At 65.6% G+C, this 18,138-nt stretch carries 17 protein-coding genes; 6 read left to right on the top strand and 11 right to left on the bottom strand.

Annotated features, from left to right (window positions below):
- The first annotated feature begins 9 nt into the window (after positions 1-9).
- The 4 genes from ACP2WS_RS08210 to ACP2WS_RS08195 all read left to right on the top strand — a co-directional run bounded on the left by ACP2WS_RS08210 (position 10) and on the right by ACP2WS_RS08195 (position 4,552).
- On the top strand, positions 10-1,056 hold the full coding sequence (locus ACP2WS_RS08210; RefSeq protein WP_426460353.1) for a glycosyltransferase family 2 protein: 1,047 nt from the start codon (positions 10-12) through the stop codon (positions 1,054-1,056).
- Between the two features lie 13 nt (positions 1,057-1,069).
- The gene (locus ACP2WS_RS08205) at positions 1,070-2,107 is read left to right on the top strand and encodes a glycosyltransferase family 2 protein (protein WP_426460352.1); all 1,038 of its coding nucleotides are present in this window, start codon (positions 1,070-1,072) and stop codon (positions 2,105-2,107) included.
- 8 nt (positions 2,108-2,115) lie between these two features.
- Positions 2,116-3,057: a glycosyltransferase family 32 protein gene (locus tag ACP2WS_RS08200; RefSeq protein WP_426460351.1), complete on the top strand. Its 942-nt coding sequence runs from the start codon at positions 2,116-2,118 to the stop codon at positions 3,055-3,057.
- Between the two features lie 145 nt (positions 3,058-3,202).
- Positions 3,203-4,552 carry an O-antigen ligase family protein gene (locus tag ACP2WS_RS08195; RefSeq protein ID WP_426460350.1) on the top strand — a complete coding sequence of 450 codons (1,350 nt, stop codon included), beginning with the start codon at positions 3,203-3,205 and terminating at the stop codon, positions 4,550-4,552.
- Here the strand turns inward: ACP2WS_RS08195 and ACP2WS_RS08190 are convergent.
- The 3 genes from ACP2WS_RS08190 to ACP2WS_RS08180 all read right to left on the bottom strand — a co-directional run bounded on the left by ACP2WS_RS08190 (position 4,441) and on the right by ACP2WS_RS08180 (position 7,500).
- Positions 4,441-5,865: an AmpG family muropeptide MFS transporter gene (locus ACP2WS_RS08190; RefSeq protein WP_374493266.1), complete on the bottom strand. Its 1,425-nt coding sequence runs from the start codon at positions 5,863-5,865 to the stop codon at positions 4,441-4,443. The genes ACP2WS_RS08195 and ACP2WS_RS08190 overlap by 112 nt on opposite strands.
- 191 nt (positions 5,866-6,056) lie before the next feature.
- The gene (locus ACP2WS_RS08185) at positions 6,057-6,695 is read right to left on the bottom strand and encodes an MBL fold metallo-hydrolase (RefSeq protein WP_426460349.1); all 639 of its coding nucleotides are present in this window, start codon (positions 6,693-6,695) and stop codon (positions 6,057-6,059) included.
- Between the two features lie 13 nt (positions 6,696-6,708).
- Positions 6,709-7,500 (bottom strand): exodeoxyribonuclease III, encoded by a 792-nt coding sequence (locus tag ACP2WS_RS08180; RefSeq protein ID WP_426460348.1) that lies wholly within the window; start codon positions 7,498-7,500, stop codon positions 6,709-6,711.
- Between the two features lie 24 nt (positions 7,501-7,524).
- On the opposite strand from ACP2WS_RS08180, the gene pyrE reads away from it, so the two are divergent.
- Positions 7,525-8,238 carry an orotate phosphoribosyltransferase gene (pyrE, locus tag ACP2WS_RS08175; RefSeq protein WP_374493271.1) on the top strand — a complete coding sequence of 238 codons (714 nt, stop codon included), beginning with the start codon at positions 7,525-7,527 and terminating at the stop codon, positions 8,236-8,238.
- 166 nt (positions 8,239-8,404) lie between these two features.
- Complete coding sequence (locus ACP2WS_RS08170; protein ID WP_426460347.1) at positions 8,405-9,100, top strand: DUF4124 domain-containing protein; 696 nt, start codon at positions 8,405-8,407, stop codon at positions 9,098-9,100.
- A 62-nt stretch (positions 9,101-9,162) separates the two neighbouring features.
- On the opposite strand, the gene ACP2WS_RS08165 is transcribed toward ACP2WS_RS08170, so the two are convergent.
- The 8 genes from ACP2WS_RS08165 to ACP2WS_RS08130 all read right to left on the bottom strand — a co-directional run bounded on the left by ACP2WS_RS08165 (position 9,163) and on the right by ACP2WS_RS08130 (position 18,092).
- The gene (locus ACP2WS_RS08165; protein WP_374493275.1) at positions 9,163-9,924 is read right to left on the bottom strand and encodes a sulfite exporter TauE/SafE family protein; all 762 of its coding nucleotides are present in this window, start codon (positions 9,922-9,924) and stop codon (positions 9,163-9,165) included.
- Between the two features lie 127 nt (positions 9,925-10,051).
- The gene (gene secF / locus ACP2WS_RS08160; RefSeq protein WP_374493277.1) at positions 10,052-11,008 is read right to left on the bottom strand and encodes a protein translocase subunit SecF; all 957 of its coding nucleotides are present in this window, start codon (positions 11,006-11,008) and stop codon (positions 10,052-10,054) included.
- Between the two features lie 5 nt (positions 11,009-11,013).
- Positions 11,014-12,927: a protein translocase subunit SecD gene (gene secD, locus ACP2WS_RS08155; RefSeq protein ID WP_374493279.1), complete on the bottom strand. Its 1,914-nt coding sequence runs from the start codon at positions 12,925-12,927 to the stop codon at positions 11,014-11,016.
- Between the two features lie 255 nt (positions 12,928-13,182).
- On the bottom strand, positions 13,183-13,458 hold the full coding sequence (gene yajC / locus ACP2WS_RS08150) for a preprotein translocase subunit YajC (protein ID WP_426460412.1): 276 nt from the start codon (positions 13,456-13,458) through the stop codon (positions 13,183-13,185).
- A gap of 238 nt (positions 13,459-13,696) precedes the next feature.
- Positions 13,697-15,508: a PglL family O-oligosaccharyltransferase gene (locus ACP2WS_RS08145; RefSeq protein ID WP_426460345.1), complete on the bottom strand. Its 1,812-nt coding sequence runs from the start codon at positions 15,506-15,508 to the stop codon at positions 13,697-13,699.
- 250 nt (positions 15,509-15,758) lie between these two features.
- Entirely contained in the window at positions 15,759-16,712 is a 954-nt protein-coding gene (locus ACP2WS_RS08140) for a ParB/RepB/Spo0J family partition protein (RefSeq protein WP_426460344.1), read from the bottom strand.
- A 7-nt stretch (positions 16,713-16,719) separates the two neighbouring features.
- The gene (locus ACP2WS_RS08135) at positions 16,720-17,304 is read right to left on the bottom strand and encodes an RBBP9/YdeN family alpha/beta hydrolase (RefSeq protein WP_374493286.1); all 585 of its coding nucleotides are present in this window, start codon (positions 17,302-17,304) and stop codon (positions 16,720-16,722) included.
- A gap of 17 nt (positions 17,305-17,321) precedes the next feature.
- Positions 17,322-18,092 (bottom strand): ParA family protein, encoded by a 771-nt coding sequence (locus ACP2WS_RS08130; protein ID WP_374493288.1) that lies wholly within the window; start codon positions 18,090-18,092, stop codon positions 17,322-17,324.
- Positions 18,093-18,138: the final 46 nt, after the last annotated feature.

The raw sequence follows: 18,138 nt of genomic DNA, 5'->3' as shown, positions 1-18,138 counted from the left end.
CCACGGCCCATGTCTTCTTCCTCCTCCTCCTCTCCTGCTCCCGCTTCCGCTCCGGCCCCCTGGCTGAGCGTGCTCATTCCGGTCTACAACGTCGAGGCGTATCTCGTCGAATGTGTGGAATCGGTCATGGCACAGGCCGACCCTGGCGTGGAAGTGCTCCTGCTCGACGACTGCTCCACCGATGCCTCTCCCGCACGCATGCATGCGCTGGCAGCCCGCTGGCCGGGACGCCTGCAGCTGCTGCAGCACACCCGCAACCGGGGACTGAGCGCCGCGCGCAATACCCTGATCGAGGCGGCACACGGCGACTATCTGTGGTTTCTCGACTCCGACGACAAACTGCTGCCCGGCGCCATTCCGGCACTGCAGCGCATCGTCGGGCAGCAGCATCCCGACATGGTGGTGTGTGACTTTGCGGTCTGGCGGGAGTCTCCGCGTCTCAAGCACCGGCTGCGAGGCGAACGGCACCGCCGCTCGTTTGCGGGACCGGCGCGCACGCTGCTTACCGGGCCTGCCCGCTTTCTGGCCGACCTGCTGCGGCCGGGCCAGCTGCACGCGTGGTCCAAGATTTCGCGCCGTGCGCTGTGGAGCGCAGACCTGCGGTTTCCCGAAGGCGCGTACTTCGAGGACATGGCCACCATGCCGCATCTGGCGCTGCGCGCACGCACCGTCTGGTACGAACCCCTGCCATGGGTCGCCTACCGGCAGCGGGGCAGCAGCATCCTGTCGCAGATGACGCCGGCCAAGGCCCGTGACCTGTCGGGCGCCCTGACGACTTTTCGCCATGCCCTGCAGGGCACAGAGTGGGACGCGGAGCCGGCAGTGCGGTTTGCGGTCGCACACGTGGCGGCCCGCAACTTCATCGGAGCTGCAGGCCATCTGGCGCGCTGCCGCACGCAGATGCCGCCTGCCGAATGGACCACTGCCATGGCCCGCTGCCGGGATGATTTTCTGCAGCAGTCGCCCCTGTCTCCCGCTCAGCTCGAACGGGCCTATGTGACGCGCGGCTGGTGGCTGCGGGGGCTCAAGTTTCACCGCCATTTCAGCCTGCGCTGAAGCGCACCGCCCCATGCAGCACTCCTCTCCCTGGCTGAGCATCCTCGTGCCGGTCTTCAATTCGGCCCCGCATCTGGAGGCCTGTCTCGACTCCGTGATCAGTCAGCAGACCGATGGCTGGGAACTGATCGCCATGGACGACTGTTCCACGGATGACTCTCTGGCACTGCTGCAGCGCTATGCCGACCGCCATCCGCAACGCATTCGCATCGGCACCCACTCCCGCAACAGGGGGCCCGGCGCCACCCGCAACACGCTCATAGACCAGGCCCAAGGCGACTATCTGTGGTTTCTGGATGCAGATGACTGCCTCATGCCCGGCGCCATGGCGGCCCTGCACCGCATCGTCACGCAGCAAGTGCCCGATCTGGTGCTGTGCGACTATCTCTCCTGGAAGGAAGGCCCCCTCCCGGTACCGCGCCGCATCGGGGGCAGAAGCCAGGTCCACACCTTCCGGGGAGGGCCCGTGCGCACCCTGTCCAGCGACAGGGCGCGGCTGCTGCAAGGCATGCTGCAGGCAGGCGAAACCCACGTCTGGTCCAAGATCGCACGCCGCAGCCTGTGGCAGACCCAGGGGCTGCAGTTTCCCGAAGGCTGCTACTTCGAGGACATGGCCACCAGCCCCCGACTGGCACTGATCGCCCGTTCCTTCTACTACGAGCCCTCGGCCTGGATTGCCTACCGCCAGCATCCCTCCAGCATTCTGGCCACCATGTCCACGCAGAAGGTGCAGGACTGGTCCCGGGCCCTGCGCACGTTCCGCACCGAGCTCGATGCCAGCCCCTGGGCACACACCCCTGCGGTCCGGCTGGCCCTGGCGCAGGCGGCAGCCCGCAATGTGCAGGGCATCCTGTCCTTCCTGCGCCAGCGCCGCACGGATGGCAGCCTTCCGGCCTCCGACATCCGGGCTCTGGCCCAGCGTGCAGAACAGGATTTCGAGGCCATTTCGCCCCTCGCCCCAGCCGCATGGCTCAAGGCCTGTCTGTGCAGGGGATGGTGGGGGCGCTACCGGCGCTTCCGCCGCTGGCTGGCCTTTCTGGCCCAAGGCTGAACGCCATCATGTCTTTGCTGTCCTCCTTTTCCCATCGCCTCCCCCATCTGCCGGCAGCACTGGGGCTCCCCCTGCCGTTTTCGCCGCGTCTTCCGGCTCCCCCCGAACCGGTCTTCACGCTCTACGACTACCCTGGCTCCCGGCCGCAGACCCAAGCCATCCCCGCCACGATCTGGTCCTACTGGACCGGCGGTACCCCGCCCCTGCTGGTACAGCGCTGCATCGCCGGATGGAAGCGGCTGCACCCGGAGCACGACATCCGTGTGCTCTCCGATGCGGAGCTCTCCCGCTACATTCCCCACCTGCCTGCCGCAGTCGAGCGGCTCATTCCCGCCAAGCGGGCCGACTGGATCCGACTGGAACTGCTGCGCCGCCATGGCGGCATCTGGCTGGATGCCTCCATCGTTCTGACCCGCCCGCTGGACTGGGTGCATGCGCTGCAGGAGGCACAGCAGAGCGACTTCGTGGGGTTCTACCTGGAGGGATTCACCTCCCTGCCCCGCTATCCGGTGGTGGAAAACTGGTTTCTGGCCGCACCGGCCCACAGCCCGCTCATCGAGGAATGGCAGGAGGAATTCACCCGCCATGCCATCGTGGACAGTGGCGCGGCCTATGTCCGGCACCTGGAGCAGCAGGGGCACTTCGACCGGATCCGGCAGAAGATCCTCTATCTCGACTACTTGAGCATGCACCTGGCCTTCCAGCAGATCCTGCAGACGCAGGGGCACTATCGCCTCACCCTGCAGCGTGTCGAGGATGGCCCCTACTTCTACCATGTGCTGGCCCACTGGAAACGCAGAAGGCTGCACCGGCTGCTGTTCCGGGGCAATTGTTCGGCAGGGGTTCCCTCCCTGGTCAAGCTGCGCGGCGCAGACCGGCGCCATTTCGACGAGGACCTGGAAGCACACCGCCATGCTCCCCACAGCTTCGTGGCCCGCTACCTGACCTGACCCACCAGCAGGCCCGACATGCGGCCTGCTGCCGCACTCTGGTGACAATTCGTGTCCCCGGCGATCCCCGGAACCGGGATGGGGGAGAATCTCCCGTCCGGTCGCACCCCTTGCCTGCGGCCACCGCCTCTCCCCTGCATCGCCCATGGATTCGTTCTATTCCCGCCACCTGGAAGCCTTCTACCTGGGTCTGTTCCTGCTGATCTTCAGCGCCGTGAGCATTCCCAACGGCTACCGCCTGCTGATGGACATCGGCCTGCTGGTGTCCATGCCCGCTCTGGCATGGGCTCCTGTCCGCGCCTCGCTCAGAGAACGTGCCCTCCTGGTGGGCCTGTGCCTGCTGGCCACTCTGTACTGGTGGTGGCAGCGGGAAGCCAGTGCGCCGGTGTACATCAATTCATTCCGCCTGTATCTGCCCCTGGCCGCCCTGCCCCTGCTGGTCTGGACGTGGCGCCACCCCCTTCCCTCCCTGCGGCCCATGGTCCTGGCCGCCTGCATCGCGGCCCCCGTTGCCCTGGGTGAGGCCGCCTACCAGTTCTTGCACCTGAACCGCCGGGCAGAGGGGGGAGATTTCTTCTATATCCACTTCGGTGATCTGTCGGCCCTGTTCGCCCTGCTGCTGTGGGTAGCCGGGCTGCGCATGCCCGCCTCGCGCCGCCTGCAGCTGCTTGCCTGGACCAGTGCGCTGGCCTTTGCGGGGGCCTCGGTGCTGTCGATGACGCGGGGAGCCTGGCTGCTTCTGCTGCTCGTGCCCGCCGTGATGCTGCGGGGGGGCTACCGCCCCTCGTTGAAAATGCTGGCCGGCATGGCCGCATTGATCGGGGCACTGACGGTGCTCAGCCCCTCCGGCATCACGCACAAGGTCTATGAGCGCATTGCCGCCGCGCAGCATGAAGTCACCCTCTACGAAACCAGAGAGGTGGCCTCCACCTCGGTAGGCGCACGGCTGCAGATGTGGCAGTTTGCCTGGGAGCTGTTCTGCGAGAAGCCCTGGCTGGGCTGGAACCAGCAGGGGTATGAGGCCCAGCGCGACATTGCCGTGCGGCAAAAGCGCGTCGATCCGATGATGGAACAGTTCCACCACCCGCACAACGAGTTCCTGAACGAAGCCGCCAAGAGCGGCGTGGTCGGCATCGTGTTTCTGCTGCTGGTCTATGGAATGCCGCTGGCCTACTTCGCACGCCAGTGGCGTCGGTCCGCACCCGATTCCCTGTCGCGCACCCTCGCGCTGCTGGGAATGCTGATCCCGCTGGCCTACGGCATCTTCGGCTTGACGGAGGCCATTCTGTTCTGGAACAACGGCCCCATTGCCCTGTACTTCTTCCTGATCGCCGTTCTCGCCACCCGCAGCACGGCGGCGGCTGGTCACGACGACGCAGCCGTTCAGGCCGGCCGGGGCGCCTGTCCCTGCACGCCCAGCACCCTGCCCGCCACCCACACCAGTGCCAGCACCGGCACCACGAGCAGCGAGGCACAGAGGAAGAACGTGGTGTAGCCGAAGTGGTCGACAAACGCGCCCCCGTACCCGGCCACATACTTGGGCAGGAGCAGCATCAGGGAGCTGAACAGGGCGTACTGCGTGGCCGAGTAGCTCACGCTGGTGAGCCCGGAGAGAAAGGCGATGAAGGCGGCCGAAGTGATGCCGCTGGCGAGGTTGTCGGCGATGATGACGAGCGTCAGCGCCACCATCTTGTGCAGCATGAAGGCATGGCCGGCCACGGTCACCGGCCACCAGTCACCCTGCACCTGGATGAAGGTGCTCAGCCAGGCAAACAGCAGATGCGTGCCGGCAGACAGGGTGGTGCCGAGCATCAGCACCCGCATCACACCCAGGCGCACCGCCAGCACGCCGCCGATGAAGGTCCCTGCCAGCGTGAAAATCACCCCCCACACCTTGGTCACGAGCGCCACCTGGGTCTTGGTGTAGTGCATGTCGACATAGAAGGGATTGGCCATGATGCCGAGCACGATGTCGCTGATGCGGTACAGGCCGATCAGGGCCAGAATGAGCAGGGCATGCCACTTGTAGCGCTCGAAAAAATCCATGAACGGGTCGATCAGTGCCCCCCGGAGCCATTCGCGTGCATTGCGTGCCGGTGGCAGGGGACGCGGATCGGGTTCGGGCGCCAGCAGCACCGTCACCATTCCCACCAGCATGGAGGCTGCCATGGTCAGATAGGCGAAACGCCAGGCTCCGTTCTGGTAGATGGCCGCCGCACCCTGGCTCTCGGCCCCGGCCGCCAGCCACAGCACCCCTGCTCCCGCCCAGAGCATGGCCAGCCGGTAACCGGTCTGGTAGGTGGCGGCAAGCGCAGCCTGCCGGTCGGATGACGCCGATTCGATGCGGTAGGCATCGAGTGCGATGTCCTGGGTGGCCGAACAGAAGGCCACCAGCAGCGCCGCCCAGGTCAGGGGCTCCAGCCCCTGGCGGGGATCGACGAGGGCCATGGCCACCAGCCCCGCCACCAGCCCGCACTGGGCCAGAAGCAGCCAGCTCCGGCGCCGGCCCAGCCAGCGGGTGAAAAGGGGTATGGGCATGCGATCCACCAGCGGCGACCACACCCACTTGAAGCCGTACATCAACCCCACCCAGGACATGTGCCCAATGGTGGTGCGGTCAATGCCCGCCTCGCGCAGCCGGAAGGCCAGCGTCCCCAGCACCAGCAGCAGGGGCAGCCCCGAGGAAAATCCCAGAAACAGCATGCGCACGCTCGCAGGTTCCAGATAGACGCGCATGGACTGCGCCCACGAGGGGGCAGCGGAAGAGGGGCGGGATTCGGTGGGGGTGTCGGTCACGGGTACATCCATCAGGGGCGATCGTCAGTCAGGATACCGATCCGCCCGAACAAGGCAGGGAAGGCGGACCTTTGCTGCAGCAAAGGCTCGCATCCCGGCACCCGGCTGCAGGAGCTCCGGGCATCGGTGCATTATCGACCCACCCCCGCCCATCGGCAGGGGGATTACCGCAGGATACAGCCGCGGCTGCGCCCTGCCGGCTGTCAGGTCCCGCGCACGTAGGGGTTGGTGCGGCGTTCGCGGCCAAAGGTGCTTTCCGGCCCGTGACCGGGAATGAACACCGTGTCGTCCCCCATGGGCCACAGGCGCTGGACGATGCTGTCGATGAGCTGGTCATGGTCGCCACCGGGAAAATCGGTACGGCCGATCGATCCCGCAAACAGCACATCACCCACGAACGCACGCTGCGCCTCGGCCGCATGGAACACGACATGCCCAGGGGTGTGTCCCGGGCAATGACGCACCTGCAGCACCACCTGTCCCACCTGCACGGTGTCCTGATCCTGCAGCCAGCGGTCCGGCACAAAACTCCGGGCCGGTGGAAAACCGTAGCGGGCCGCCGTGGCAGGCAGCGCCTCGATCCAGTACAGATCGGCCTCGTGCGGGCCCACGATGGGAATCTGTAGCGCCTCGGCCAGCGTGGCTGCCCCGGCACAGTGGTCCACATGGCCATGCGTGACCAGAATCTGCCGCAGGGTGATGCCGTGGGCATGCGCATACTCCTGCAGGCGCGTGGTCTCGCCCCCCGGATCGATCACCGCTCCCTCCATGGTGGCATCGCACCAGACGATGGAACAGTTCTGCTGGAACGGCGTGACGGGAATCGTGTGGTAGCGCAGCATGCGGGGCAGCCTTTCAGAGAGCAAAGTCGTAATCGACGGTCAGCGGGGCATGGTCGGAGAACTTCTCGCCCTTGTAGACGGATTCGGTTCGCGCATGCCGGGCCATGACCGGCGTGGCGAGATGGTAGTCGATGCGCCATCCCACGTTCTTGGCATAGGCCTGACCCCTGTTGCTCCACCAGGTATAGCAGGCATCGGTGGCATCGGGCTGCAGGAGGCGGTATACGTCGACCAGCCCTCCTGCGGTCAGCAGCTGCGTCATCCAGTCGCGCTCCTCGGGCAGAAAGCCACTGTTCTTGCGGTTGCCCTTCCAGTTGCGGAGATCGATCTCCTGATGGGCAATGTTCACGTCCCCGCACAGAATGTATTCGCGCTCCTGCCGCAGCTCCTGCAGCCACGGAGCCATCTCGCCGAGAAACCGGTACTTGGCCTGCTGGCGCTCCTCTCCGGAGGACCCGCTCGGAAAATAGCAGCTGATGACCGAGAACCTGCGCGCGGGCGTATCGAAGCGCAGCTCCAGATAACGCCCCTCGCGGTCGAACTCGGCCGATCCGAAGCCCACCCGCACATCGCTCGGGGCATGCCGCGTGTAGACACCCACGCCGGAATAGCCCTTCTTCTCGGCAAAGTGGAAATAGCCCCGCAGCCCTGCCAGCTCCTCGAAGCGGTTCACCACGTCGGCCTGCTGCGCCTTGATTTCCTGCACGCACATACAATCAGGGGCATGCGCGGCCAGCCATGGCTCCAGCCCCTTGGCCGTGGCCGAGCGGATGCCGTTGAGATTGAGGCTGGTCAACCGGAACACTGCTGTTTCTCCCTTACGTTTTCCATGAGCACCACCTCCCCCGACACCCTCGCCCAGGATTTTGTGGCTTTTGCCGTCGACTGCGGCGTGCTGCGCTTCGGCAGCTTCACCACCAAGGCTGGCCGCCAGTCGCCCTATTTCTTCAATGCCGGCCTGTTCCAGGACGGAGCCATGCTCGGCCGGCTCGCTCAATTCTATGCGCAGCGCATTCTGGCGAGCGGCACCTCCTTCGACATGCTCTTCGGCCCCGCCTACAAGGGCATTCCGCTGGTGGCTGCCGTGGCGATCGAACTCGCCCGCCTCGGCCACAACCTGCCCTTTGCCTACAACCGCAAGGAAGCCAAGGACCATGGCGAAGGCGGCAGCCTGGTCGGCGCGCCGCTGCAGGGACGCGTGCTGATCGTGGACGACGTGATGTCCGCCGGCACCGCCGTGCGCGAGTCCATTGCCCTCATCCGTGCGGCCGGTGCCACTCCGTCGGCCGTGGCCGTCGCACTCGACCGCCAGGAAATGGCCACAGAGGACGGCCATGACGTGCCCTACAGCGCCGTGCAGTACGTGCGGCAGCAGCTGGGCATGGACGTGTGTGCCATTGCCACCCTCGATGACCTGCTGGGCTACCTCTCCAGCCCGGCCGCTGCGCAGGACAACGCACTGGCCAGCCACAAGGCGCAGGTTCTCGCCTACCGCGAACGCTATGGCGTGTCCCAGACTGCCGGAGACACCACCGCCCGCTGACCCCCGCACGCGCCAGACTGCCAATTTTTGTCGACATGGTGACGATTTGTGGCATGCTCCCTCAACAGGGAGCGGGCCGAGCCTGCATTCTCCTGTCCTGGCCGCTCCCTGAGGCAGACCGGAAACGGCTGGACACGATGGCCCGGAACTTGCCTTTTCTCCCGCCATGTACATGAACCGCGAGGATCGATCCCCCCTTCAGAGAAGCTGCGCACAGCAGCTTCCAGCCCGAAGACTGCGCACCACCCTGCTGCTGGCGGGCCTGCTGGCTGTGGCAGGACAGGTCATGGCCGAAGGCAAGGGCGGCATCTACACCTGCACGGACCGCTACGGCAAGCGCATCACCTCGGATCGCCCCATCGCGGCCTGCATCGACCGCGAGCAGCGGCAGCTCGGCAGCAACGGGACCCTGCGCCGCATCATTCCCCCGAGCTATACCGGCGAGGAACGCGCCGCGCTGGCCCAGCGCCAGCGCGCGGAACAGGCGGCCCGCGAGCACGAGGCCCTGCAGACCCGCGAACGCACGGCGCTCCTGCAGCGCTACCCCACTCCGGCCAGCCACCTGGCCGCCCGCAAGCGGGCCGGAGACGAAATCGCCACGCTCATTGCCGATGCCCAGCGACGCCTCAACGGCATGCGGCAGGAACGGGTTCAGCTGGACCAGGAAATGGCGTTCTATCGCCGTCAGCCGGACCGGGCCCCCGCCTCGCTGCGGGCCCGCATCCAGGCCAACACCGACAGCCAGCAGATGGTCCTGCGCTACATGGCCCAGCAGCAGCAGGCCCTGGCAAACACCAACCGGCGGTTCGACGAGGAGCACGCCCGCCTCATCCCCTACTGGAAACTCGCCGGGCGGCTCTGACACCCGGGAGTGCCAGAGCGTGAGCGCATCCGCCCGATGCGCAGCACCTGCAGGAACCTTCTTCAGACGCGCAGGAAGGCGTCATAACCGGTCTTGGCAATCAGCGCCGCCACCACCAGAATGAACATCACCCGCACAAAGCCTGCCCCGTGCCGCAGGGCCATGCGGGCTCCCAGCACGCTGCCCATCACATTGGCCACGGCCATGGCCGCCCCCAGCTGCCACCACACATGGCCCTGGCTTGCGAACAGCACAATGGCAGCCAGATTGGTGGCGACGTTGATGAGCTTGGCTCCCAGCGAGGCATGCAGGAAGTCGTATCCCAGCACCCGCACGAGCAGAAACACCAGGAAACTGCCGGTGCCGGGCCCGAAGAAGCCGTCATAGGTGCCGATGACCACCCCGATCCCGGTCAGGATGGCGGTTTCCTGCCTCCCCTGCCATCGGGGTGCATGGTGCTGTCCCAGATCCTTGCGCAATACCGTGTAGATCAGAATGGCCGTGAGCACGAACGGCAGGGCCCGACGCAGATAGCCGGGATCGATCTGCGTCACCAGCCACGCCCCGACCAGCGATCCCAAAAATCCTCCCGCCACGGCCGGCAGCATGGCGGCACGGCGCATCTGCACCCGGCGGTGGAACTGCCAGGCCGCGAAACCCGTGCCCCACACCGAGGCCGACTTGTTGGTCCCGAGCAGGGTGGCCGGCGCCATCTGATGAAAGGTGGCAAACAGCGCCGGCACCAGAATCAGTCCCCCACCCCCCACAATCGCATCGACGAAGCCCGCAAACAGCGAAGCAGTCACGACCAGCAGCCAATCCATGATGATGCCTTCGGGGATGCAGGACAAAAAGACAGGAGCCCCTGCCGCCTCCCCGGGCGGCGGGACCCCTCAGGCAGAGACAGCGCCCGACAAGGCGCCGGGCAGCCCCTCTCTGCAGCAGGCTCCGTCAGACCACCGCGCCGGCGTTCGGGTCACTGGAGGCTCCGCCATCCTTGCGGGAATTGCCCTTGACCAGATCCTCGCGCCGGATGCCGAGCCACATGGCGATGGCCGCCGCCACGAACACCGACGAATAGATGCCGAACAGAATGCCGATGGTCAGGGCCATGGCAAAGTAGTGCAGCGTCTCGCCCCCGAACACCAGCATGGACAGCACCATGATCTGCGTGGACCCGTGGGTGATGATGGTCCGGCTGATCGTGCTGGTGATGGCATGGTTGATGACCTGCACCGTGTTCATCTTGCGATAGCGTCGGAAGGCCTCGCGGATCCGGTCGAAAATCACCACCGACTCGTTGACCGAATAGCCGAGCACGGCCAGCACCGCCGCCAGCACCGCCAGCGAGAACTCCCACTGGAAGAAGGCGAAGAAGCCCAGGATGATCACCACGTCGTGCAGGTTGGCGATGATGGCCGACACGGCGTACTTCCACTCGAATCGCACGGCCAGATAGATGATGATGCCGAGCACCACGAAGCCAAGCGCCTTGAGGCCATTGCCCATGAGCTCCTCGCCCACCTGCGGCCCCACGAACTCCACACGCCGCAGGGCCACGTCGGGCGACTGCGCCTTGAGGGCTGCCATGAGGTTGCCACTCTGCTGCGAGGAGCTCACGCCCTTCTGCAGCGGCAGGCGGATCATCACGTCACGCGACGAGCCGAAGTTCTGCACCAGCACGTCCTTGTAGCCGAGCTTTTCCACGGCTCCGCGCACCTTGTCGATCTGCGCGGGCTGGCTGTAGGCCACCTCGACCACCGTCCCGCCGGTGAATTCCACCGACAGGTGCAGTCCCTTGGTGACCAGGAAGAACACCGCCAGCGCGAAGGTGACCGCCGAGACGAGGTTGAACACCAGCGCATGGCGCATGAAGGGGATGTCTTTGTGAATGCGGAAGAATTCCATGGCGCTTACTCCTTGTCCACGCGCTTGTCGGCCAGGGCAGCCAGCGAATCGGTATGCGAGGCCGCAGGCTTCCACACCGTACCGATCGACAGGCTCTTGAGCTTGCGCTTGCGTCCATACCAGAGATTGACGAGACCGCGCGAGAAGAACACCGAGGAGAACATCGACGTCACGATGCCCAGGCAGTGCACCACGGCAAAGCCGCGCACCGGCCCCGTGCCCCAGGTCAGCAGGGCCAGACCCGCGATGAGCGAAGTGACGTTCGAGTCCAGAATCGTCGCCCAGGCATGCTGGTAGCCGGCCTGGATGGCCCCCTGCGGCGACACGCCGTTGCGCAGCTCCTCGCGGATGCGCTCATTGATGAGCACGTTCGAGTCGATGGCCATGCCCAGCGCCAGCGCCATGGCCGCCATGCCGGGCAGCGTGAGCGTGGCCTGCAGCATCGACAGAATGGCCACAAGCAGCAGCAGGTTCATGGCCAGCGACAGCGCCGAGAACAGCCCGAACAGGTGGTAGTACAGGATCATGAACACCACCACGGCCAGGAAGCCCCAGGCCACGCTATGGAAACCCTTGCTGATGTTGTCAGCCCCAAGGCTCGGGCCGATGGTCCGTTCCTCGACGATGTCCATGGGAGCGGCCAGCGAACCGGCGCGCAGCAGCAGCGAGGTATCGGCTGCTTCCTGCGTGCTCATGCGCCCGCTGATCTGCACGCGTCCGCCGCCGATCTCGGTACGGATCACGGGAGCAGTCACCACTTCGCCCTTGCCCTTTTCGAACAGCAGAATGGCCATGCGCTTGCCCACGTTGTCGCGCGTGACGTTGCGGAAGATGGTCGATCCCTTGCTGTCGAGCGTGAGATTGACGGTGGGTTCCTGCGTCTGGCTGTCGAAGCCGGGCTGCGCGTCGGTCAGGTTCTCACCCGTCAGCAGCACCTGGCTCTTGACGATCACCGGGTGGCCGCTGCGGTCATTGAACTTCTCGCTGCCGAAGGGCACCGGTCCGCTGCCGGCTTCTGCAGCATGGCCTTCGGTGCTTTCGTCGACCATGCGCACCTCAAGGGTCGCGGTGCGTCCGAGGATTTCCTTGGCCTTGGCCGTGTCCTGCACGCCCGGCAGCTGCACGACCACACGGTCGAGCCCCTGCTGCTGGATCACCGGCTCGGCCACGCCCAGCTCGTTGATCCGGTTGTGCAGGGTCATGATGTTCTGCTTGAGAGCCTGCTCCTCGAACTTGACGAGTGCCGGCGGCTTGTAGCCCACCACGAGCTGCACCTGTCCGGTCGGAGCCGTCCCCTGCGTCACCTGCATGTCGGGCATCGCGTCTTCGATGGCGTTCCTGGCACTTTCGGCCGCAGTGGCATCGGCGAAGTTCACCTGCACGGTGTCTCCCGCACGGGCCACGGCGTCATAGCGCAGGCTCTTGTCGCGCAGCAGCGCCTTCACGTCGCCGGCAATGGTGTCGAGCCGCTTGGACACTGCAGTCTTCATGTCCACCTGGAGCATGAAGTGCACGCCCCCCCGCAGGTCCAGCCCCAGATACATCGGCGCTGCATGCAGCGCCGTCAGCCAGGCAGGCGACCGGGACACCAGATTGAGTGCCACCACGTAGGAGGGATCGGTGGGATCGGTGTTGAGCGTCTTCTCGATCACGTCGCGCGCCTTGATCTGCGCATCGGTGGAGGTGAAGCGCACCCGCATCGAATCGGCCTCGACCGTGGTCATGTCCGGACTGAGCTGGGCAGCCGCCAGGGCCGCCTTCACCTTGTCCTGCACGGACGGATCCACCTTGACCACCGACTTGGCCGGCGACACCTGCACCGCCGGCGCCTCGCCGAAGAAGTTGGGCAGGGTGTAGATCAGCCCCACCAGCAGCGCCACCAGCATGATGGCGTATTTCCAGACCGGATAACGGTTCATGGCAAGCGTCTTTCCAACAACTGACGGTGGCCGACCCGGAGAGCGCTTCCGCAGAAGGCGCCTCCCCGTCGAGCCTGTCCGTCAAACACAAATGCCGCGCATGGGTTCTGCACCCGCTGCGCGGCCACCATACCGTGAAGATGGTCCCGCCCCCTGCAGTGCATCCACCTCCAGGCGAATGCACCTCCGGACACGGAGAACCAGGCCACGGGGCATCTCCATGTGACTGCCGCCCCGGAAACGGGGCGGCACCATTCACAGACTCAGCGTGCCCTTGGGCAGCAGCTGCACGACCGCATGCTTCTGCACATGCACCGTGACGTTCTGTGCCAGCAGCAGATCCACCTGGTCGTCGCGCACCTTGGTGACGCGACCCATCAGACCGCCCTGGGTAGCCACTTCATCGCCGGGCGCCAGGGCATCGATCATGGAGCGGCGTTCCTTGTTCTGCTTGATCTGCGGGCGCACCATGATGAAGTACAGCACCGCAAACATGGCAACGAGAGGAAGGAACGACATGATCGACCCCATCGGGCCAGCAGCGGCTCCGGCAGGCGCGGCTGCCTGCGCATACGCGTCGGAAATCAGAAACACGGACATACTCCTGTAGTGAACATCACGATGCGAAAGCCCGAGCCAGACACGTGCCGTGCCGCCGGTATCTCCCGCATGCAGAAAATCTATTGTAAGGGGTGGGAGCGAAGGCAAGGAAACAGGCGCGCGGAACGCCTGCGCACACTGGCACGGGCTCCCGCAGCCGGTGCCCGTCTTACTCCTGCGCTCCGGAAGCGCCACCAGACTCCTGTGTCGCTGCGCTGGCGTCATCGGTCAGGGCCTCTCCTTCGTCGCCCGATGCCTCTTCGGCTGCATCGCCCTCCATCTTCTTCTTCCAGTGGGCATATTCCTGCGGGTACACCTGTGCCAGATGGCGTTCGGCAGCATCGGCCTGCGCATCGCGGCCCAGCATGCGCAGGGACTCCACAATGCGCTCGGCCACCCGTGCCTCGGGACTGTAGTGCATCAGATCCTGGGCACGCGCGAGCTGCACGGCGGCATTCTCGGGCGTGAGCGGCTCGGTGGTGAGCTGGGCAAAATGCACGGCGTTCTGGTACAGCACGGTGCGACTGGCCTGGGCCAGAGTGTTCTGGCGGAAGGGCGGCATGCGTTCTTCCGCGTCGGTATAGAGCTGGGTGACGCGGACGAAATCAAAGCAGGCATAGATCAATGCCACCGTCATGGCGCATGCCACGAGCAGCTGGGCCATGAGCACAGGCCCCTGCGGCAGGACGCGCGTCCACAGCAAGGATGCTTCCCCGGCAGCTGCAGACGCCCGGGGCGATGCACTGCGCGTAGTCCACAGCACCCCCAGGGCCAGCCCGCAGGCCAGCTGGAAGGGCGCGTACCACAGGGGGTATTCGAGCAGGCTGTGGATGGCAATCGCTCCCAGCACCCCCCACATCAGCTGCCGCTCGGGCCGGGCCTCGCTCCATGGACGGTTGCGCACCACTCCCCAGACCACCAGCGCACAGAAAGCCAGGGCGGCCGGCACGCCCAGTTCAACGGCCAGATGCAAGGGCAGATCATGGGCGTTGTCGAGCATTTCGCAGAAGCGCATGCCGGGATAGTCGGCATAGTAATGGGCGTAATCGAGCTCGCCCCAGCCCCAGCCGGTCAGCGGCTTCTGCGCCACCAGCTGCAGCACGTTGCCCCACAGCACCGTGCGGCTGATGCAGGCGCGGCTGTCCTTGCCTTCGAGGCGCACCCAGATGTCCGTCATGCCCGCCAGCATCGGCATGACATATCCGGCCAGGGCGTAGACAGCCATCAGGCCAGCCAGCCACCACCCGACACGCGCCATGCGCGCGCGATCGAAACGCCACGTCCAGCCCGCAAGCAGCACCGCAAGGAACAGCAGCTGCATGAACCCGGTGCGCGACAGCGTGAGGGCCAGACAGATGCCCAGCGGCACCATGCACAGCCAGGCCAGCACCCCTGCGCCCAGAGCGGCAGTGCCTTGCTGCGCAGTGCGGGGCAGACACCGGGCTGCAAGGCGCTGCAGACTGCCTTCCCGCCACACGAACCAGAGCGCCCAGAGCGCGATGTTCATCAACGTGGCGTACTGGTTGCGCTGCCGGATGTTGCCGTACACCTGCCCGCGCGGCGCATGGTTCACCCAGTCGCCGAGCCAGGCCGTGTTCTGGAAATACTGCAGCAATCCGATGGCCGCATTGGCCAGGCCGGCAAGCAACCAGCTCCAGGCAATCAGGGTGATGCCGTGGCGCATGAACAGTTCCCCCGCCTCCGGCAGATCCAGGGCGCTGTCCGCATCCTGCGCCATGCGGGCCCCCACCACGGCGGAAGCGGCCATGGCCGTGCACCCGAAAGCCAGCAGCTGCCAGGGCTGATCCGCCGCAACACCGACTGCGCACAGCACCACCAGCACTGCCGCCAGCACCGCAGCGCCCGGCGTCCAGCGCCGGGCCGGAAACACGGTGAACAGCATCGCAATGCAGATCCAGCCCGTGAGCAGCGGAATGGCCGGCGTCATGGCCCCTCCCGCAAACGGATTGAGCCAGGGCACGCATGCGCAGATCAAGAAAAACGCCGCGAGAAAGGCGGCGTTGCGTGAGGAACCGGGCGGAGTGCTGACAGAACCCGCGGAAGAATCCGAAACGTGCATGGCGATACCACGGTGGGAAAGACAATGGTTCCAGATTATGCCGTAGCTCCCCCCGCGCAGGGTCGCCCTCCATGCAGCCTGCAGCCCTTGCCCCCGAAGGCACCGGCCAATGGGTTCACTCACCGTTAGATTACATTTTATTTCAAATAAATCAGTCGGCGGCATCCTGCGCCAGCAGGCGCAGCCGGTCGATCAGCCCGTTGAGCGAGTCGATGGAGCCGAACTGAATGGCCAGCTCTCCGGCCTGGTCGCTCTTTCCTCCGCGGCGCACCTGCTTCCTGATGCGTATCTCGACCTGCGCCGCCAGCAGGTCGGACAACTCCTCCTCGACCCTGCGCACATCACCGGATTTTTCGGGCGCAGTCCGGGCCGGAGCATCGCCCTGCATGCTGCCCATGCGGCGCACGAGGTTTTCCGCCTCTCGCACGGAAAGCTTCTTGCCTGCAATCTGGTGCGCAGCCGTGATCTGCTCGGCCTTGTCCAGGCTCAGAAGCGCCCGTGCATGCCCCATGTCCAGATCGCCAGCCATCAGCATGGTCTGCACCGGTTCGGCGAGCTGCAGAAGACGCAGCAGATTGCTGGCAGCGCTGCGGCTGCGGCCCACAGCCTGGGCTGCCTGCTCATGGGTCAGGCCGAATTCGCCCACCAGACGCTGCAGCCCCTGCGCCTCTTCCAGCGGATTCAGATCCTCACGCTGGATGTTCTCGATCAGTGCCATGGCGGCGGCAGCTTCGTCGGGCACATCGCGCACCAGCACCGGCACCTCGGCCAGCCCTGCCAGACGGGCAGCACGGAACCGGCGTTCCCCGGCAATGATCTCGTAGCGTCCTGCCATGTCGCCCTGAACCAGCTGCCGCACCAGAATGGGCTGCATGATGCCCTGGGCCTTGATGCTCTCGGCCAGCTCGTACAGAGCGCCTTCATCCATGCGCGTGCGCGGCTGATACTGCCCGGGCACCATCCGGTCGAGCGCAAGCACGGTCGGCGGCTGCACGGCATCCGCCGTTGCATGGGAATCTTCGCTCACCGGGGTGTCCATGACCTTGGGGCCCAGCAGGGCCTCCAGTCCACGCCCCAGCCCACTCTTGCGTTTGCTCGTTGCCATCGAGGGCTTACTCCTTGTTGATCGGGTGGGGCTCCTGCCCCTGCCCCATGAGCCACTGCAGCCAGGCATATCCTTCGGGCCAGTCGCCCAGGCCGCTCTCGGCGTTGATGTGTCCGCGCGCGCCCACATCCACCCATCGACTTCCCCAGCCCTGCGCCAGTTCCTGGGCACGGGCAGGACTGCAGTAGGGATCATCCTGGCTCGACACCAGCACACTGGCAAAAGGCAGCCGCTGCCGACTGATGGGACGCCAGCTTGGATGCAGGAAGCTGAGGGCTGGCTGCTCGACATCGCCCGGAGCCACCAGCAGAGCCGCCCGAACCCGCGCCACCTGCTGGCTGTGGGCGGCCCATGCCGCCACCAGAATGCAGCCCAGACTGTGGGCTGCCAGCACCACCGGAACAGGAGATGCCAGCACGGCCTCTTCCAGCTGGATCATCCAGTCACCCCGCAGGGGATGCTGCCAATCGTGCTGGGCCACGCGCACGCAGCCATGCAGCCGTTCCCACCGGCTCTGCCAGTGCTCCGGCCCACTGCCCTGCCACCCTGGCAGGGTCAGCACCCGGAAGGCCGGGGAGTCTGTATCGTGCATGTACGTCGCTCCCGCTTTCAGAGGGCGCGGACGCGCTCGACCATTTCGTCGGCAAAGGCGATGAAGGCCTTGCTGCCCTTGGCCGAGGGATCGAACACCACGCCCGGAACTCCATAGCTGGGCGCCTCGGCCAGCCGCACATTGCGCGGGATGACGGTATGAAAGACCTTGTCACCGAAGTGCTCGGAGAGCTGCTCGCTCACCTGCTGCTGCAGGGTGATGCGCGGATCGAACATGACCCGCAGCAGGCCAATGACCTTGAGCTTGGGATTGAGGTTGGCGTGGATCTGCTTGATGGTATTGACCAGATCGGTCAGCCCTTCCAGGGCAAAGTATTCGCACTGCATCGGCACGATGACCCCGTCGGCTGCACACAGGCCATTGAGGGTGAGCAGACTCAGCGCCGGAGGGCAGTCGACGATCACAAAGTCGTAATCGGCATCGACAGCCTCCAGGGCTGTCTTGAGACGACGATCGCGACGATCCTGATCGACCAGTTCCACTTCCGCTCCGGCCAGCTCCCGATTGGCTCCGAGCACGTCATAGCCGCAGCGCTCGGGATGCACACGGGCCTCGCTCACGCTGCACTCTTCCAGCAACACGTCGTACACGCTGGGCTGCAGGGTGCGCTTGTCGACACTCGACCCCATGGTGGCATTGCCCTGCGGATCCAGGTCCACCAACAGGACACGCTGACCGATCTTGGACAAGCCGGCGGCCAGATTGACCGCGGTGGTGGTCTTGCCCACTCCGCCCTTCTGATTCGCCACACAGAAAATTCTGGCCATATGCTTGCTCGCTCACAAAACAAATCGAAATTGTAGCCAGCACGTC

Source organism: Brachymonas moutaii (nom. illeg.) (genome assembly GCF_049977365.1).
Lineage (GTDB): Bacteria > Pseudomonadota > Gammaproteobacteria > Burkholderiales > Burkholderiaceae_C > Brachymonas.
The sequence above is the reverse complement of the archived record's forward strand: the minus strand, read 5'-3'. Positions and strand labels throughout refer to the sequence as shown.

Coding starts and splice junctions, on each gene's coding strand:
- ACP2WS_RS08210 (WP_426460353.1), top strand. CDS start 10: ATGTCTTCTTCCTCCTCCTCCTCTCCTGCTCCCGCTTCCGCTCCGGCC.
- ACP2WS_RS08205 (WP_426460352.1), top strand. CDS start 1,070: ATGCAGCACTCCTCTCCCTGGCTGAGCATCCTCGTGCCGGTCTTCAAT.
- ACP2WS_RS08200 (WP_426460351.1), top strand. CDS start 2,116: ATGTCTTTGCTGTCCTCCTTTTCCCATCGCCTCCCCCATCTGCCGGCA.
- ACP2WS_RS08195 (WP_426460350.1), top strand. CDS start 3,203: ATGGATTCGTTCTATTCCCGCCACCTGGAAGCCTTCTACCTGGGTCTG.
- ACP2WS_RS08190 (WP_374493266.1), bottom strand. CDS start 5,865: ATGGATGTACCCGTGACCGACACCCCCACCGAATCCCGCCCCTCTTCC.
- ACP2WS_RS08185 (WP_426460349.1), bottom strand. CDS start 6,695: ATGCTGCGCTACCACACGATTCCCGTCACGCCGTTCCAGCAGAACTGT.
- pyrE (WP_374493271.1), top strand. CDS start 7,525: ATGAGCACCACCTCCCCCGACACCCTCGCCCAGGATTTTGTGGCTTTT.
- ACP2WS_RS08170 (WP_426460347.1), top strand. CDS start 8,405: ATGTACATGAACCGCGAGGATCGATCCCCCCTTCAGAGAAGCTGCGCA.
- ACP2WS_RS08165 (WP_374493275.1), bottom strand. CDS start 9,924: ATGGATTGGCTGCTGGTCGTGACTGCTTCGCTGTTTGCGGGCTTCGTC.
- secF (WP_374493277.1), bottom strand. CDS start 11,008: ATGGAATTCTTCCGCATTCACAAAGACATCCCCTTCATGCGCCATGCG.
- secD (WP_374493279.1), bottom strand. CDS start 12,927: ATGAACCGTTATCCGGTCTGGAAATACGCCATCATGCTGGTGGCGCTG.
- yajC (WP_426460412.1), bottom strand. CDS start 13,458: ATGGGGTCGATCATGTCGTTCCTTCCTCTCGTTGCCATGTTTGCGGTG.
- ACP2WS_RS08140 (WP_426460344.1), bottom strand. CDS start 16,712: ATGGCAACGAGCAAACGCAAGAGTGGGCTGGGGCGTGGACTGGAGGCC.
- ACP2WS_RS08135 (WP_374493286.1), bottom strand. CDS start 17,304: ATGCACGATACAGACTCCCCGGCCTTCCGGGTGCTGACCCTGCCAGGG.
- ACP2WS_RS08130 (WP_374493288.1), bottom strand. CDS start 18,092: ATGGCCAGAATTTTCTGTGTGGCGAATCAGAAGGGCGGAGTGGGCAAG.